Annotated in this window: 9 protein-coding genes and 1 riboswitch; of the genes, 2 read left to right on the top strand and 7 right to left on the bottom strand. The window is 39.3% G+C overall.

Annotated features, from left to right (window positions below):
• Positions 1 to 397 precede the first annotated feature (397 nt).
• From tnpC to F8B77_RS12360, 4 genes are all read right to left on the bottom strand, one after another.
• Positions 398 to 1,921, bottom strand: coding sequence for an IS66 family transposase (gene tnpC / locus F8B77_RS12375; RefSeq protein WP_151655564.1), 1,524 nt, complete (start codon positions 1,919 to 1,921; stop codon positions 398 to 400).
• Between the two features lie 85 nt (positions 1,922 to 2,006).
• Complete coding sequence (gene tnpB, locus F8B77_RS12370) at positions 2,007 to 2,351, bottom strand: IS66 family insertion sequence element accessory protein TnpB (protein WP_151655563.1); 345 nt, start codon at positions 2,349 to 2,351, stop codon at positions 2,007 to 2,009.
• A complete protein-coding gene (tnpA, locus tag F8B77_RS12365; RefSeq protein ID WP_151655562.1) occupies positions 2,348 to 2,647 on the bottom strand; it encodes an IS66 family insertion sequence element accessory protein TnpA in 300 nt (99 codons plus the stop codon). The genes tnpB and tnpA overlap by 4 nt, the downstream gene beginning before the upstream one ends.
• A gap of 307 nt (positions 2,648 to 2,954) precedes the next feature.
• Entirely contained in the window at positions 2,955 to 4,232 is a 1,278-nt protein-coding gene (locus F8B77_RS12360; protein ID WP_151655561.1) for a cation:proton antiporter, read from the bottom strand.
• Between the two features lie 180 nt (positions 4,233 to 4,412).
• Here F8B77_RS12360 and metH point away from each other — a divergent pair, with 180 nt between their 5' ends.
• Entirely contained in the window at positions 4,413 to 8,093 is a 3,681-nt protein-coding gene (metH, locus tag F8B77_RS12355) for a methionine synthase (protein WP_151655560.1), read from the top strand.
• Between the two features lie 120 nt (positions 8,094 to 8,213).
• Here the strand turns inward: metH and lysC are convergent, their stop codons facing one another.
• Positions 8,214 to 9,563, bottom strand: a complete 1,350-nt coding sequence (gene lysC, locus F8B77_RS12350; RefSeq protein ID WP_151655559.1) for a lysine-sensitive aspartokinase 3 — start codon at positions 9,561 to 9,563, stop codon at positions 8,214 to 8,216.
• A gap of 65 nt (positions 9,564 to 9,628) precedes the next feature.
• A riboswitch (Lysine riboswitch) is annotated at positions 9,629 to 9,801 on the bottom strand.
• Between the two features lie 215 nt (positions 9,802 to 10,016).
• Here lysC and F8B77_RS12345 point away from each other — a divergent pair.
• The gene (locus F8B77_RS12345; protein ID WP_151655558.1) at positions 10,017 to 11,126 is read left to right on the top strand and encodes a pyridoxal-phosphate-dependent aminotransferase family protein; all 1,110 of its coding nucleotides are present in this window, start codon (positions 10,017 to 10,019) and stop codon (positions 11,124 to 11,126) included.
• 61 nt (positions 11,127 to 11,187) lie between these two features.
• Here F8B77_RS12345 and F8B77_RS12340 read toward each other — a convergent pair whose 3' ends face one another.
• On the bottom strand, positions 11,188 to 12,942 hold the full coding sequence (locus F8B77_RS12340) for a PglL family O-oligosaccharyltransferase (RefSeq protein ID WP_151655557.1): 1,755 nt from the start codon (positions 12,940 to 12,942) through the stop codon (positions 11,188 to 11,190).
• A gap of 99 nt (positions 12,943 to 13,041) precedes the next feature.
• Positions 13,042 to 15,867 carry an excinuclease ABC subunit UvrA gene (uvrA, locus tag F8B77_RS12335; protein ID WP_151655556.1) on the bottom strand — a complete coding sequence of 942 codons (2,826 nt, stop codon included), beginning with the start codon at positions 15,865 to 15,867 and terminating at the stop codon, positions 13,042 to 13,044.
• Between the last annotated feature and the right edge of the window lie 56 nt (positions 15,868 to 15,923).

The raw sequence follows: 15,923 nt of genomic DNA, 5'->3' as shown, positions 1-15,923 counted from the left end.
ATATAAAAGTAAAATGATGTTGAATAGATACTGGGGAGTGGTAGTTCAGTTGGTTAGGCTTTTTATTGGAGAGCTTAGCGGCCAGTCACGCCGGGGACGTGTCGCTTTCAAGGTTAATAGAAAGTCCAGTTAACGTACCCACTATACTTTTTTACATATGTATAAAAGTTGAATGATGCTGAATAGACACTGCGAAGTGGTAGTTCAGTTGGTGAGGCTTTTTATTGGAAAACTTAGCGGCTAGTCAAGCCGGAGGACGTGTCGCTTTCAAGGTTGATAGAAAATCCCATTAACGCAGCCACGATTAAAAACTAATTAAAAGATTAGGGCTTCTTTACGTTGGTATAAAAGTAAATGATGCAGAATCGAAGTAAGCGCTCAATGAACTAGTGATGCTTTACTCTGCATCACTCATTTCAACGAGCCACGGCATAAGATCCGACATATCATCGGCTGGATCACGTTTAGGTAATTCCGTAAATAGATACTGGAAGTAATAATACGGGTTAATGTCATTGGCGCGGCACGTCATTACCAAGCTATACAAGTTAGCACTCGCCTTCGCACCCTCGACAGACGTCGAGAACATCCAGTTTTTTCTACCTGTGGTAAACGGCCTAATGTCTCTTTCTGTGACATTATTATCGATGCTGATATCACCATCCTCAAGATAGGTGAGTAATTTAGGCCATGGCTTTTGAGTGTAGGCGATAGCTTTACCTAATGCCCCTTTGGGTAAGACATTTTGAACATCAAGCCACTCTTTAAATTCATTCAATATTGGCTCAGCTTCCTGTTTTCTTATCTTCTGCCGTTCATTTGCAGATAATCCCTTTGCCTTTCTTTCTACGCCGTAAAGTTTGGCGATGAAGTTGAGCGCTTTTTCTGGTTTTCCCGCTTTTTTAGAGGGTGACGCTTTTTGTGCATCGGTGAACTTTCTACGAACGTGTGCCATACACGCGGCTTGGGTTACGGCATCTAATGTGTCGTATACGCTATAGCCATCAGAGAGTAAGTATCCTGAGTAATCACCTAAAAAATCTTTTGCACACGTTGCTGCACGGCTTGGGTGATAATCATAGATAACTACAGGGTTTTTAATGAATTCACCACTACGGTAAACCCACATATAAGATTTGGTTTGCGCTTTTCTATCTTCTTCGCGTAACACTTGTACTGTGGTTTCATCTGCGCAGATAAGTTTTTCATTAAGCAGTCTTGATTTCATTTCATCAATGACTGGTTTCACTTTGTTACCCAACTGAACACACCAATTGGCTAATGTCGCACGACTTATATCAATGCCTGAGCGATTTAATATGTCGACCTGACGATACAATGGCAAGGCATCCACGTATTTAGCAGTCACGACTGCCGCAAAGGCGTCAGCGCTTCCCATACTTTTTGGGATCATGCTAGCGGGCTTTGGTGCGGTGATAATGTTGGATTTGGTTTGTGTTTTTTCGCATTGGCGACAAGCGTATTTAGTGCGTTCGTGGCGAATGACAGTGACCTTTTGAGGAATGATTTTAAGCTCTTCTGAGGTTTTAACCCCACATTCATGCAATGGTTCATCACAACATTCACAATAAGGTGCATTGAGTTCATGCTTGTGTATCTCACGATCAAGCTCTTTTGGTAGAGGTTTACGACCTGTTTTTTTCTTCTCATCATTCGATTTAGGGAGCGAGTTTTGCTGTTCAGCCTCATTAAAAGTACCTTTTGGTACTTTTTCACTTTGCGATGAGAAGCGCTTGGATTTATTTAGGTTTAATTGCTCAACCAAGAGTGCAACTTGAGTTTTTAATTCAGCGACTTCTTCTTGCTTGGCAACAAGCAGCTTCTCTTTGGCTTCATTTTGATTATGAAGCTCAAGTAGCATCGCTTTTAGTTGCTCAATATCATTAGGAAGATCGGTCATGCTTTAGCTCAAGGTTGTTTAATTACCCTAAGTGTGACATCGAAAAAGGATCGTTCAAGTCCAATTTGATGATCATTATCAGCGATCACACTTCTAGGTTAAATAACGGCTTATGAGCTTTGGCATGATCTAAAGTCAGTCCAGATAAAAGCCAGTTGAGTTGTTGTCTGCTAATGTGGAGCGCACCATCAATATTGGGGGTTGGCCATTTGAAAGTCCCTTTTTCTAAGCGACGATAATAAAGCCAAAAACCATTGGTATCCCAAAACAAGATCTTGAGTTTATCTCGATTGCGGTTACAAAAAATAAACCAGGCTTCACTGAATGGGTCCATTTCCAGCGTTTCGGCGACAATGAGTGATAAGCCATCAATGGATTTTCTCATGTCGGTGACACTAACGACGAGGTAAACCTTTCCTGACTGTATCATTGCAATGCATCAACCCAATATTTTATTTGTTTGGAATTAAGATTTGCTGGTAACTCGGCACGAAGGCCATTATTACATGTCAGCACCACAATATTAGACTGCTCTTGTGTTGGCTCTGTCACGATAATGGGGTGAATTTTTGTTGTGACTTCTGACTCGCTGAGTTTCTTGGACCAGTAATAAAGGGTTTGGTAGCTGATTTCGTTATCAATACAAAATTGCTTGATAGATAGGTTACTCTCTTTCTGCTGCTCTAAAATATTAGCCCAATGATCGCGCTTACTTTGCTGATTCATAATACCTCCGATTAAAAAGATACTATGACAAAGCCTGCTTAATATTGATATGTGTGGTTAGTTAAGCGCTTACGAATCGACACGGTGAAGTGGTAGTTTAGTTAGTTAGGGTTTTTATTGAAGAGCTTACGGCCAGTTAGGTCGAGGGGATGTCGATCTCGAGGCTGGGGGCATAGATAGCTTATTAGCTATTAATAGTATAGATCTTTGTAAAGTATAAAGGGTGAGATTACGAGTTTGTAGCCATAGATATAAATAATGGAGATACATAAGATGCATCTCCATTAAGTAATATATGACGAAAAAGTTAAGTATCTTTTTCCAATTTCTTTGCTTTTTCAATCATTGTTGTAATGGTAGAACCTTGAATTAAAATAGAAAAGACAACTACAGAGTAAGTCATAACAAGTATAATTTCTCTCACATCAATATTTTTCTCTGGTATCACTAAAATACCAGCTGGGATAGCTAAAGCCATTGCTAAAGCTAATCCTCCTCGAAGTCCGCCCCAAGTTAGTATATTTACAGATAGTGGGTTATATATTCTGAATCTTCTAAATCCAACATATGACAAAAAGACACTTATATAGCGGCTTGCTAGTACTAGTGGAATAGAGATTGCCATTAATATCCAATCTTCTTGATGGAATTGGAATAGAAGCATCGACATACCAATAAGAAGAAACAATACGCCATTTAAAAATTCGTCAATCAGCTCCCAAAAATTATCCAAATGGTCTTCACTTTCCTTTGAAAACCCAATGTAACGTGTCCAGTTACCGATCATAATTCCAGATACAACCATTGCTAATGGGCCTGAAACTTCAAGGATCCCAGCAAAGGCATAACCTGATGTAGGAATACCTATAGTTAATAATAATTCCATTGAATGGTCATTTGTAGAGCTTATTAGATAATGAAAAATCAGACCTAAAACAAAACCATAAATAACACCGCCAATAGCTTCTTGTAAAAATAATGCGGTTACACTGCTGACTGTTGGCGCTTCTGAGCCAAAAGCAATCGTAAATAGCGTTACGAAGATAACTAAGCCAAAACCATCATTAAATAACGATTCACCTTCGATTTGAGTTGAAATACGTTGTGGAGCATTCAGTTTTTTTACAATAGCGAGAACAGCAATAGGATCAGTTGGAGAGATAAGGGAACCAAATAATAAGCAGTAGATTAAATCAAGATTAATACCAATGAGATTGCATATTCCCCATAACGCAAAACCAATAAAGAAGGTTGAAAATAGCGTTGCCCCTAAAGCAAGTACAGTTATTTCCCATTTTTGGTCTTTCAGGTTTTGTAATTTGATTCCTAGCCCACCGGCAAATAATAAGAAACCAAGTATTCCATTTAATAGGAAGTCTTCAAAATCTATCTCAGTTAAAGTTTCGGTTGCCACTTCTCTTAGGTTAAACCAATCATTTTGCCCCGCGATAATGATCCCTAGTGATAGAATCATTGAACCAGCAGTGATAGCGATCGTAGTTTGCATTTTTCCTATCTTGCTATTAATAAAAGCAATTAGCATAGCAGCAGCTGCTAGAAAACAGAGTGTGTTATACACAGACATGGTTAACCTCTAAATATGTCATTAATGTAACAAAATGTGATTAAGGTCATTTTCCGCTCTATTTGATAAATATCAAACTTTATTTCTAATTTGTGGAAATAAATCTATTTTGGACGTCTAGATTCCTATTCTATGTGTGATAGGATTGTAAAAGAAACGTATTATGGATGAGGCAGTACCGTGGCAGGAAGCAATAAAAAAACTCAAATAGAACAACAGTTATTAAAACGTATTCTTTTGATAGATGGTGGTATGGGTACCATGATCCAAGAGTATAAGTTTGAAGAGCAAGATTATCGTGGAGAGCGCTTTAGTGATTGGCATTGTGATTTAAAGGGTAACAATGACCTTTTAGTGCTTTCTCGTCCTCAAGTTATTAAGGATATTCATTCTGCTTATTTAGAGGCGGGTGCTGATATTTTAGAAACGAATACCTTTAACTCAACAACAATCGCAATGGCTGACTATGATATGGAAAGCCTGAGCGAAGAAATGAACTTCGAAGCTGCAAGGTTAGCAAGAGAAGTCGCTGATGAGTGGACATTAAAAACACCACATAAACCGCGTTATGTTGCAGGTGTTTTAGGCCCTACAAACCGAACGTGTTCTATTTCCCCGGATGTGAATGACCCTGGTTATCGAAATGTCTCTTTTGATGAATTAGTCGAAGCCTACTCAGAATCAACTCGTGCCTTAATTAGAGGTGGTTCTGATTTAATTCTTATCGAAACTATCTTTGATACCTTGAATGCAAAAGCCTGTTCTTTTGCAGTCGAATCTGTTTTTGAAGAAATGGGTATCATATTACCAGTGATGATTTCAGGTACGATAACCGATGCTTCAGGTCGTACGCTTTCAGGACAAACAACAGAAGCGTTCTATAATGCTTTGCGTCATGTTAAACCAATCTCATTTGGTTTGAACTGTGCATTAGGGCCTGATGAATTACGTGAGTATGTGAGTGAGTTGTCTCGTATTTCAGAGTGCAGTGTTTCAGCACACCCGAATGCTGGTTTGCCTAATGCCTTCGGTGAGTATGATCTTTCTCCAGAAGAAATGGCTGAGCACGTAAAAGAGTGGGCTGAAAGTGGTTTCTTAAATTTGATCGGTGGCTGTTGTGGCACAACACCTGAGCATATCCGTCAAATGGCACAAGTGGTTGAAGGTATTAAACCTCGTTCATTACCTACACTTCCGGTAGCTTGTCGCTTATCTGGTTTAGAGCCGTTAACAATATCTCAAGAATCCCTTTTTGTGAACGTAGGTGAAAGAACTAATGTCACCGGTTCTGCTCGTTTTAAACGTTTAATTAAAGAAGAGCTATACGATGAAGCATTGAGTGTCGCTCGTGAGCAAGTAGAAAACGGCGCTCAAATCATCGATATCAATATGGATGAAGGTATGCTTGATGCTGAAGCGTGTATGGTTAAATTCTTAAACCTATGTGCTTCAGAGCCAGAGATATCCAAAGTACCGGTGATGGTTGATTCTTCTAAGTGGGAAGTAATCGAAGCGGGTCTTAAATGTATTCAAGGTAAGGGTATTGTTAACTCAATATCACTTAAAGAAGGTAAGGAAAAATTCTTACAACAAGCTAAGCTAATCCGTCGCTATGGTGCGGCTGTAATTGTGATGGCCTTTGATGAAGTAGGTCAAGCGGATACGCGTGAGCGAAAAATAGAAATATGTACTAACGCTTATAACATCTTAGTAGATGAAGTTGGTTTCCCACCAGAAGACATTATTTTTGACCCAAATATCTTTGCTGTTGCAACAGGAATCGATGAGCATAACAACTACGCTGTTGATTTTATTGAAGCCGTTGCAGATATAAAAAGAACACTTCCCCATGCCATGATTTCAGGTGGCGTATCTAACGTATCATTCTCATTCCGAGGTAATAATTACGTACGTGAAGCGATTCACGCCGTGTTCTTATATCACTGTTTTAAGAACGGTATGGATATGGGGATCGTAAATGCAGGCCAATTAGAAATTTACGATAATGTACCTGAAGATTTACGTGAAGCGGTAGAAGATGTTGTACTTAACCGTCGTGATGATTCAACAGAACGTCTACTTGATATGGCAACAGAATATCTAGAACGAGCGGTCGGGAAGGTTGAAGATAAATCGGCTTTAGAATGGAGAACGTGGTCGGTAGAAAAGCGTCTTGAACATTCTTTAGTGAAAGGAATTACTGACTTCATTGTTGAAGATACGGAAGAAGCTCGGGTCAATGCCGCTCGCCCTATTGAAGTGATCGAAGGTCCTTTAATGGACGGCATGAACGTCGTGGGTGATTTATTTGGTGAAGGGAAAATGTTCCTTCCTCAAGTCGTAAAGTCAGCACGAGTGATGAAACAAGCCGTAGCGCATTTAGAACCTTTTATTAATGCCACGAAAGATGTAGGTTCAACCAATGGCAAAATCTTATTAGCAACTGTGAAAGGTGACGTTCACGATATCGGCAAGAATATTGTTGGGGTTGTTCTTCAATGTAATAACTATGAAATCATTGATCTTGGCGTGATGGTTTCTTGTGAGAAAATTCTAAAAGTTGCGAAAGAAGAGAACGTCGATATTATTGGACTTTCTGGCCTTATTACACCATCACTTGATGAGATGGTCCATGTGGCTAAAGAGATGGATCGTCAAGGCTTTGATTTGCCACTTTTGATTGGTGGAGCAACAACTTCTAAAGCACATACTGCCGTTAAGATAGAACAAAATTACTCTCAGCCTGTGGTTTATGTTAACAACGCTTCTCGTGCGGTTGGCGTATGTACCTCATTACTTTCTGATGAACTGAAACCTGCATTTGTTGAAAAGTTAGATTTAGATTACGAGCGAGTACGTGATCAACATAATCGTAAAAAACCACGAACAAAACCCGTGTCACTAGAAAGAGCGCGAGCAAACAAAGTCGATATTGATTGGATAAGCTATACGCCTCCGGCACCTGTAAAGCCGGGTGCGCATATTATTGATGATATGGATGTTGCGACGTTACGCCAATATATTGATTGGACACCTTTCTTTATGACATGGTCTTTAATGGGTAAATACCCTGCAATTTTAGATCATGAAGAAGTGGGTGAAGAAGCGCAGCGTTTATATAAAGATGCGAATGATCTGTTGGATCGTGTAGAAAAAGAAGGTTTACTAAAAGCGCGAGGAATGTGTGCTCTTTTTCCTGCCAACAGTGTCGATGATGATATTGAAGTATATACCGATGAATCACGTACTGAGGTATTGAAAGTACTGCATAATTTACGTCAACAAACAGAAAAACCAAAAGGGTTTAACTATTGTTTATCTGATTATATCGCACCGAAAAAGAGCGGAAAGGCCGATTGGATTGGTGGCTTTGCTGTGACTGGTGGCATTGGTGAAAGAGAGCTTGCTGATGACTATAAAGCCAAAGGTGATGATTATAATGCCATTATGATCCAAGCCGTTGCTGACCGTTTAGCTGAAGCGTTTGCCGAGTATTTGCATAAAGAAGTACGTAAAGGTATTTGGGGATATTCACCAGGCGAAGATCTTTCAAATGATGATCTTATCCGTGAAAAATATCAAGGTATTCGTCCTGCACCTGGATACCCTGCTTGCCCTGAGCATACAGAAAAAGGGACATTGTGGGAGTTGATGGGTGTTGAAGAAGCAATAGGAATGTCGTTGACTTCTAGCTACGCTATGTGGCCGGGAGCCTCTGTTTCTGGCATGTATTTCTCTCATCCTGATTCTCGTTATTTTGCGATAGCTCAGATCCAAAAAGATCAGGCGGAGAGTTACGCGGAAAGAAAAGGCTGGGACATGTTAGAGACTGAAAAATGGTTAGGTCCAAATTTAAACTAATTTCTTTTTAAATTAAAAATAAAAAATCCCATTAATAAATCTATTAATGGGATTTTTAGTTTATACACTTGATATCAATTCAAGTGTAAATGGTCTGGTCCTTATTTAAATTAGTTCTATTTATTCAAATATCTCTTTATGTAGAACTTGAACTGCACGTTTTGAGTCTGATTCATTCAATAAAAAGCATAAATTATGTTGGCTTGCACCATAACAAATCATACGTAAATTGAAATCCTCTAAAGTACCGAATACTTGTTTAGCTGAGCCTTTAGAGTGACTCATTTGATTACCAATGAGCGCAACTAAGCACAAATTGTGTTCTATTTCGATTGTGCAGAGTTCTTCAAGTTCTTGCTGTGCTTCTGGTGGCAATTCAGGTGCTTTGCCACTGGTGTTTGTTTGATCAAGAGTGAGAGCAACACTGACTTCGGAAGTTGTAATTAAATCTACAGATATTTGGTATTTTGCCAAAATTTTAAACACTTCGGCAAGGAAACCGTAAGCATGAAACATATTTGGGCTATGTAATGTTACCATGGTTTGATTGCAGCGTAGGGTTAATGCTCTAAATAGTGGAGAGCTATTTACCTGCTGTTTAATCCATGTGCCGCCTTTTTCGGGTTCTTTTGATGAACCAACAAATACCGGAATTTGATGGCGAAGTGCTGGTAATAGGGTTGATGGGTGCAATATTTTAGCCCCATAATTTGCCATTTCAGAGGCTTCGCTGAAACTGATTTCAGGGATTGGTGAGGCAGCAGAGGCAATACGTGGGTCGGTTGTATAAATACCCGGTACATCGGTCCAAATCTCTAATCCACACGCATTCACTGATTCTGCAATCAAAGCGGCACTGTAATCACTGCCTCCTCGACCTAATGTTGTTGTATTCCCTTGACTATCTGAGCCAACAAAGCCCTGTGTTACAACGATATGTTTTTGGCATAGAGGTATCAGTTTTTCTCTAGCTAAACGAGTAATTTCTTCACGTTGAGGTTCACCTTTACCAAACTTGGAATCGGTGCGTAGTACGGTTCGAATATCAAAGCGAACCGCAGAATTTCCACGTTCAATCAATAGTTGAGTAAAAAGGTGGGTAGACATTAACTCACCACACGCGACAAGGTGGTCAGTAAGTTTATCGCTAGGTTGGAAAGTTGCTGCGTCAGACGCTTTTTCTATATCATCAAGGATCTCAAGAATGGCTTTTTCAGGGTAAATAGGGTCAGAAAGTTGGTCTAATACAGAAAAATGAATGGATTTTAGTTCAGAGAGGATTACTTTTTTTCTTTGGTTATCTTGTGTGCCGTTGGCGAGTTCAACTAAAAGATTAGTGACACCCGAGCAAGCACTGATAACGACAAGGTGAGTATTTTTGTTCTGTTCTATGACATAAGCGCTGCGGCTCATTGCTTCAAAATTTGCAACACTTGTTCCGCCAAATTTAGCAACATTTATAGGGTTCACTTTCCTGTCTCCCGACTACATCCAATGTGGAAATAAATGTGAAGAGTCATAGCAAAAAATAAATAGCTGCTAGAAGCTCTCCACTTAAAATTAAGTGGCAATCGTAAGGATTCAGCCTGTACGATCGATAATCTTTTCCCAATCAAGATTATCTCGGCACTGCTCTCCCTCACTTATTTGTTTGGGAGTTTGGGCTCCACAAATAAAGCTACCTAGGCAGTGCTCCTCTTCTGTGTATGTTTTATATAACAAAACATATGTTAACAATGTGCTTTTTTATGAAACAAATGTCAATCAATAGTAATGGCTTTATTTGTATTTCTCCGATTTAAAGTAAATATAAGTGTTTTATGGCTATTTTCTATAGTTAAGTCACTCTAATTACTTCGTCTAATTGAGTTTAATTATTATTGTGTCTATTCTTTAAACACCCTATATTTCAAGGAGTGAATGATGCAAAGTTTTATCCCACCAAAAAGAACCCTTATGGGACCTGGACCTTCTGATATATCGCCACAAGTATTACAGGCATTAAGTCGCCCAACGATTGGTCACTTAGATCCTCTATTCATTAAAATGATGGATGAAGTAAAAGAGCTACTTAAGTATGCATTTAAAACAGAAAATGAGTTTACCATTGCGGTTTCTGCACCAGGAAGTGCAGGAATGGAAACCTGTTTTGTTAATCTCGTGGAAGAAGGCGAAAAAGTTTTAGTTTGTCGCAATGGTGTTTTTGGCGAGCGTATGCGTCAGAATGTTGAGCGATGTGGTGGAACTGCGATTGTTATCGATGATAAATGGGGTGAGCCAGTTTCACTAAATAAAGTTGAAGAGGCTTTACTGCAACATGCAGATATAAAGATCGTCGCTTTTGTGCATGCAGAGACATCAACCGGTGTATTAAGTGATGCTGAAGCCATTTCAACTCTTGCGCGCCAACATGGCTGCTTAACTATTGTTGATGCAGTAACGTCGTTGGGTGGTGTACCATTATTAGTTGATAAATGGCAATTAGATGCGGTTTATTCTGGTTCTCAAAAATGTTTATCTTGTACTCCTGGCTTATCTCCTGTGACGTTTTCTAAGCGAGCGGTCGATAAGATGAAATCAAGAACTAAAGCTGTGCAAAGCTGGTTCTTAGATCAAAGCTTAGTCCTGTCTTATTGGAGTGGTGAAGGAAAACGAAGTTATCACCATACTGCGCCTGTAAATAGTTTGTATGCATTGCACGAATCATTATTGATGCTTAAAAATGAAGGATTAGAAGCCGCGTGGAGTCGACATGCATTTTATCATCAAGAATTAAAAGAAGGATTAGAATCGCTAGGTATTCAGTTTATGGTTGATGAAGCATATCGTTTACCACAGCTTAATGCCGTTTATATTCCAGAAGGTGTTAGCGATGTAGAAGTTAGGAGTCGATTACTGAATGAGTATAATTTAGAAATTGGCGCAGGGCTGGGTGATTTAGCCGGAAAGACTTGGCGTATTGGTTTGATGGGGTATGCGGCTAAAAAAGAAAATGTCGCATTATGTTTAAAAGCATTATCTGACGTTCTTTAGGTTACAAATACAAAAGCCGCTAAAAACGTAGCGGCTTTTTACTGTGTCTTTATTTATGATTTTATTTTTGACGTAACTTTTCGTCGAGTTGTACCAATTCAAATTTGTTATTTGGAAAGAGAAAAATGGCTTCTCTTCTAATATCTTCTGCTCTTTTTTCTTCGCCTAAAGCTTGATAAGCAATGATTAGGTTTTGATAAAAGGCTGGTCTTGGCTTGGTTTTAATCAGTTCTTTTGACCAAGTAATATAAGGCGAGATCAGTTCTGGTTTTTTGTTCATTATCCCAATGGATAGCTGAGCAGATAACACATCCCAATTAAATCTGTCTTCCCAAATCACAGGGTTAGTTACTTGATTTAAAATATCAGGGTTCATTGGTCGAGTCGTTTCAAATTTAGTTAAAACCCAATTCGTGTGAAGTGTTGAAAGCATATAAAAAACAGTGACAATTGGCAGTACTAATGAGCTGACTCTTAATGTTATTTTACTGATATCACTAATGCGGTACTTTTTATATTTACAGCTTAGTTGATCTATCCAGAACAGAAGAATGATGAACGTAAACCAGTGCAGCATAGAGTGGTAAAACGGGTACTCTAGCTGACTATGAATAAAGATCGGAGCAATTAAAGCGAGCAAAGCAAATTGTGTATCTAGTTTGCTTTTTCGTATTTTGAGTAACACCCCTCCCGCTGCAATTAATAAACCCAATATTGCAACGATGCCACCTTCTACGCCCCAGTATAGTACTTCATTGTGAGGATGATCCATTGAAGGCAACCCCGGTTTGTAGCTTGATGAAATTTGGTGTTGTTTTGCTGTATATAGGGTGTAATCAGCCTCGAAATTACCATAACCATAACCGGTAATCGGCTTTTCTAAAAACATGTCTAGAGCTTGTGGAAAGGTATACCGTCTCGGGCTTTCTAGATCCGCTTTTTGACTAATTAATGATACTTTAGATAAATTATCTTGAGACAAGTTAAATAAAACAAAGCTACCACTAAAACCAATAATTAACGCTAATACCCAAGAAAAGAAACGTTGTTTTGTACAATATTTCCACATGTATGGCGTTAATAAAATAAGGCTGAAAGCCGTCGCTAGCCAACCTGTACGAGACGCTAATACGACGATCAGTGGTAAGGTAAATAAGATCGTTGCATAAAGTAGAGTGAGTGCAATAACATTTTCACGGTATTTAATTGGTTGTCTAGCAAGGAAGTAAGAGGCGATAGCGAGCCCTGTCGCTAGAAAACTTGCCATTACATTGGGTTGTTGAAAAATACCGTAAGGGCGATTTGCTATAACGTTATAACCGAAGTTGTTCCCTTCCTTTAGAAAAAGGTATTGGATATAGCCAAAAACTGCTTCGATTAACACTGAACCGATAATACACCACAAGAGCCACTGCTTCTGTTTATTTGAAAAGGCGAACTGTTGCAGAGTAATGAAGAAAAGTAATCCAGCCCATAAACCTAAAAACTTTCCTAAAGCTAATTGAGGAGAGGCATCGTGATAGAACAGAGGAAGGGAAAGTAAGCTAACAGCGAACAATAAAACCAGAGTTAAGGTGGAATATTTAATTAGTCCCTGTTTTGCTGTATGAAATAAGGCAATTGCGATTGCAATACTGGCAGGGATCCAAGAGGCGGCATTGAATGCTAGGTGTAGCCCTGAACCTCCAGGGTTGGGTTGGAAAAAGTGAGCACAAACAAAGAAAAGGACACTTAAGCTGAATAGATAGGATTTAGTTAATGGTTTTTTAATCTTTCTAGCTTCTAATAATGTTCCTTGAGTGAGTAGCGTTGCCATGTTTCATTAATTCCTTATTACGAGCATGAGAATAAAAGTAAAGCCAACAAAATGCTGGCTTTATTCTATCTGATCCAAGCAATAAAAGGCTTAATTTTATTACTTTAGCATTGGTTTTAAGAAGCGTGCCGTATGAGACCCCTCAACTAATACAACATCTTCAGGTGTTCCCTCTGCTATGATCTCTCCGCCTCCTTGTCCACCTTCTGGCCCCAAGTCGATAATCCAGTCAGCAGTTTTAACGACATCAAGGTTATGTTCGATCACGACAATGGTATTGCCTCGCTCACGTAAGCGATGCAAGACGTTCAATAGTTGCTGAATATCGTGAAAATGCAGACCAGTTGTCGGCTCATCTAGAATATAAAGCGTTTTCCCTGTATCTCGCTTTGATAGTTCTCGAGCTAATTTAACTCGTTGGGCTTCACCGCCAGATAGCGTTGTCGCAGCTTGCCCTAAACGAATATAAGACAGCCCTACATCCATTAAGGTTTGTAGCTTTCTAGCGATAACAGGCACTGGTTCAAAGAAAGTGTGAGCATCTTCAATTGTCATTTGAAGTACTTCATCAATACTCTTACCTTTGTATTTTACTTCTAACGTTTCGCGGTTATAGCGTTTACCTGTACATACGTCACAAGGTACATAAACATCAGGTAAGAAATGCATTTCTACTTTGATTACACCATCACCTTGGCAGGCTTCACAGCGACCGCCGCGGACATTAAAACTGAAGCGACCCGGCTTATACCCACGAGAACGAGATTCTGGCGTACCAGAAAATAGCTCACGAATAGGGGTAAAGATCCCTGTATAAGTTGCAGGATTTGATCGAGGCGTTCGTCCAATTGGACTTTGATCAATGTCGATAACCTTATCAAAATACTCGATCCCTTTGATCTTCTTATAGGGTGACGGTTCTGATGTGGTGGCTCCATTTAACTGAGTATGAGCAATTTTAAAGAACGTATCGTTAATCAGTGTCGATTTACCTGAACCAGAAACCCCTGTTACACAAGTAAAAAGACCGACAGGTAATTTTAATGTCACGTTTTTTAGGTTGTTGCCTGTCGCACCAATTAATTCGACCTGTTTTTTCGGATCGGCTTTGATGCGTTCTTTAGGCACAGCGATTTCTTTAGCTCCACTTAGGTATTGACCTGTTAGTGAATCTGAATTTGAAATAATATCTTGAAAGCTACCTTCTGCAACAATATGACCGCCATGAATTCCAGCCCCTGGACCAATATCAATAATATGATCGGCACTTCTTATTGCATCCTCATCATGTTCAACAACAATAACGGTATTACCAAGATCACGAAGGTGATTAAGGGTTTTTAAGAGACGTTCATTATCCCGTTGATGAAGACCAATGGAAGGCTCATCAAGAACGTACATAACACCAACTAAACCCGCACCAATTTGACTTGCCAGACGAATACGTTGAGCCTCGCCACCAGAAAGAGTATCAGCACTGCGTGATAAATTAAGATAATTTAAACCAACATTGATAAGGAAATGCAGGCGTTCATTAATCTCCTTCATTACTTTATCTGCTATTTGAGCTTTTTGTCCTTTCAGCTCTAGTGAACTAAAAAAGGCCATTGAATCTTGAATACTCATCTCACAGATTTCAGGTAATGTTGTGTCACCAACAAATACACTGCGTGCTTCTAAACGTAACCGAGTACCATGACAACTTGAACATGATTGAGTTGAAATGTACTTTGATAGGTCGTCACGAACAGAGCTTGATTCTGTTTCTTTATAACGACGATCAAGCGTGTTTAGTATTCCTTCAAAAGGATGACGTTTAACACGAAGATCTCCGCGATCATTACTGTATTGAAATTCAATTTCTTCTGAACCAGAGCCATTAAGAATGATGGTTTGGAATTTTTTTGATAGTGATTTAAATGGTGCGAAAAGATCAAATCCGTAATGCTTGGCTAATGAACCTAACATTTGGAAGTAATAATAGTTTTTTTGATCCCAACCTTTGATCGCTCCTTCAGCAATACTTAATTTATTATCTAGAACAATGCGGTCGGCATCGAAATATTGTTGAACGCCTAGACCATCACAAGTACCACAAGCTCCTGCAGGATTATTGAATGAGAATAAGCGAGGCTCAAGCTCTGACATGCTGTAACCACAATGTGGGCATGCAAAGTTAGCTGAGAAAATTAGAGGTTCGTCTTTGGTATCATCCATATAATCGACAACCGCAATACCACCTGTCAGTTCCAAAGCGGTTTCAAAAGATTCAGCAAGGCGCTGTTTTAGATCATCTCTAACTTTAAAGCGGTCAACAACAACTTCAATGGTGTGTTTTTTATGTAATTCCAACGTTGGTGGATCGGATAAATCGCAAACCTCGCCATCAATACGAGCACGAATAAACCCTTGCGCGGCTAAATTCTCTAACGTCTTAACATGTTCACCTTTACGTTCTTTCACAATAGGAGCTAATAGCATTAGCTTTGTGCCTTCAGGCAACTCTAGCGCTTTATCGACCATTTGACTGATAGTTTGTGCGGTTAGTTCTACATGATGCTCAGGGCAACGAGGCTCCCCAATACGTGCATACAAAAGACGTAAATAATCGTAAATCTCAGTAATCGTACCGACAGTAGAGCGAGGGTTATGAGACGTTGATTTTTGTTCGATAGAAATAGCAGGAGAAAGACCTTCTATGTGGTCAACATCTGGCTTTTCCATTAATGATAAGAACTGACGAGCGTATGCAGATAAAGACTCTACATAGCGTCGCTGACCTTCTGCATACAAAGTATCAAAGGCCAAAGAGGATTTGCCTGAACCAGATAAACCAGTAATAACCGTTAGCTTATCTCGTGGGATAGTTAAACTAATGTCTTTTAGGTTATGGGTTCTTGCCCCTCTAACTTCAATTTTATCCATGGAACGCTCTCTACTTAAAGAATAACTAGAGGATAAGTATTGCACAGAGTGTTAAA

Source organism: Aliivibrio finisterrensis (genome assembly GCF_008933155.1).
In the GTDB taxonomy this organism is placed as follows: domain Bacteria; phylum Pseudomonadota; class Gammaproteobacteria; order Enterobacterales; family Vibrionaceae; genus Aliivibrio; species Aliivibrio finisterrensis.
This window is presented reverse-complemented; position numbering and strand designations above follow the sequence as displayed.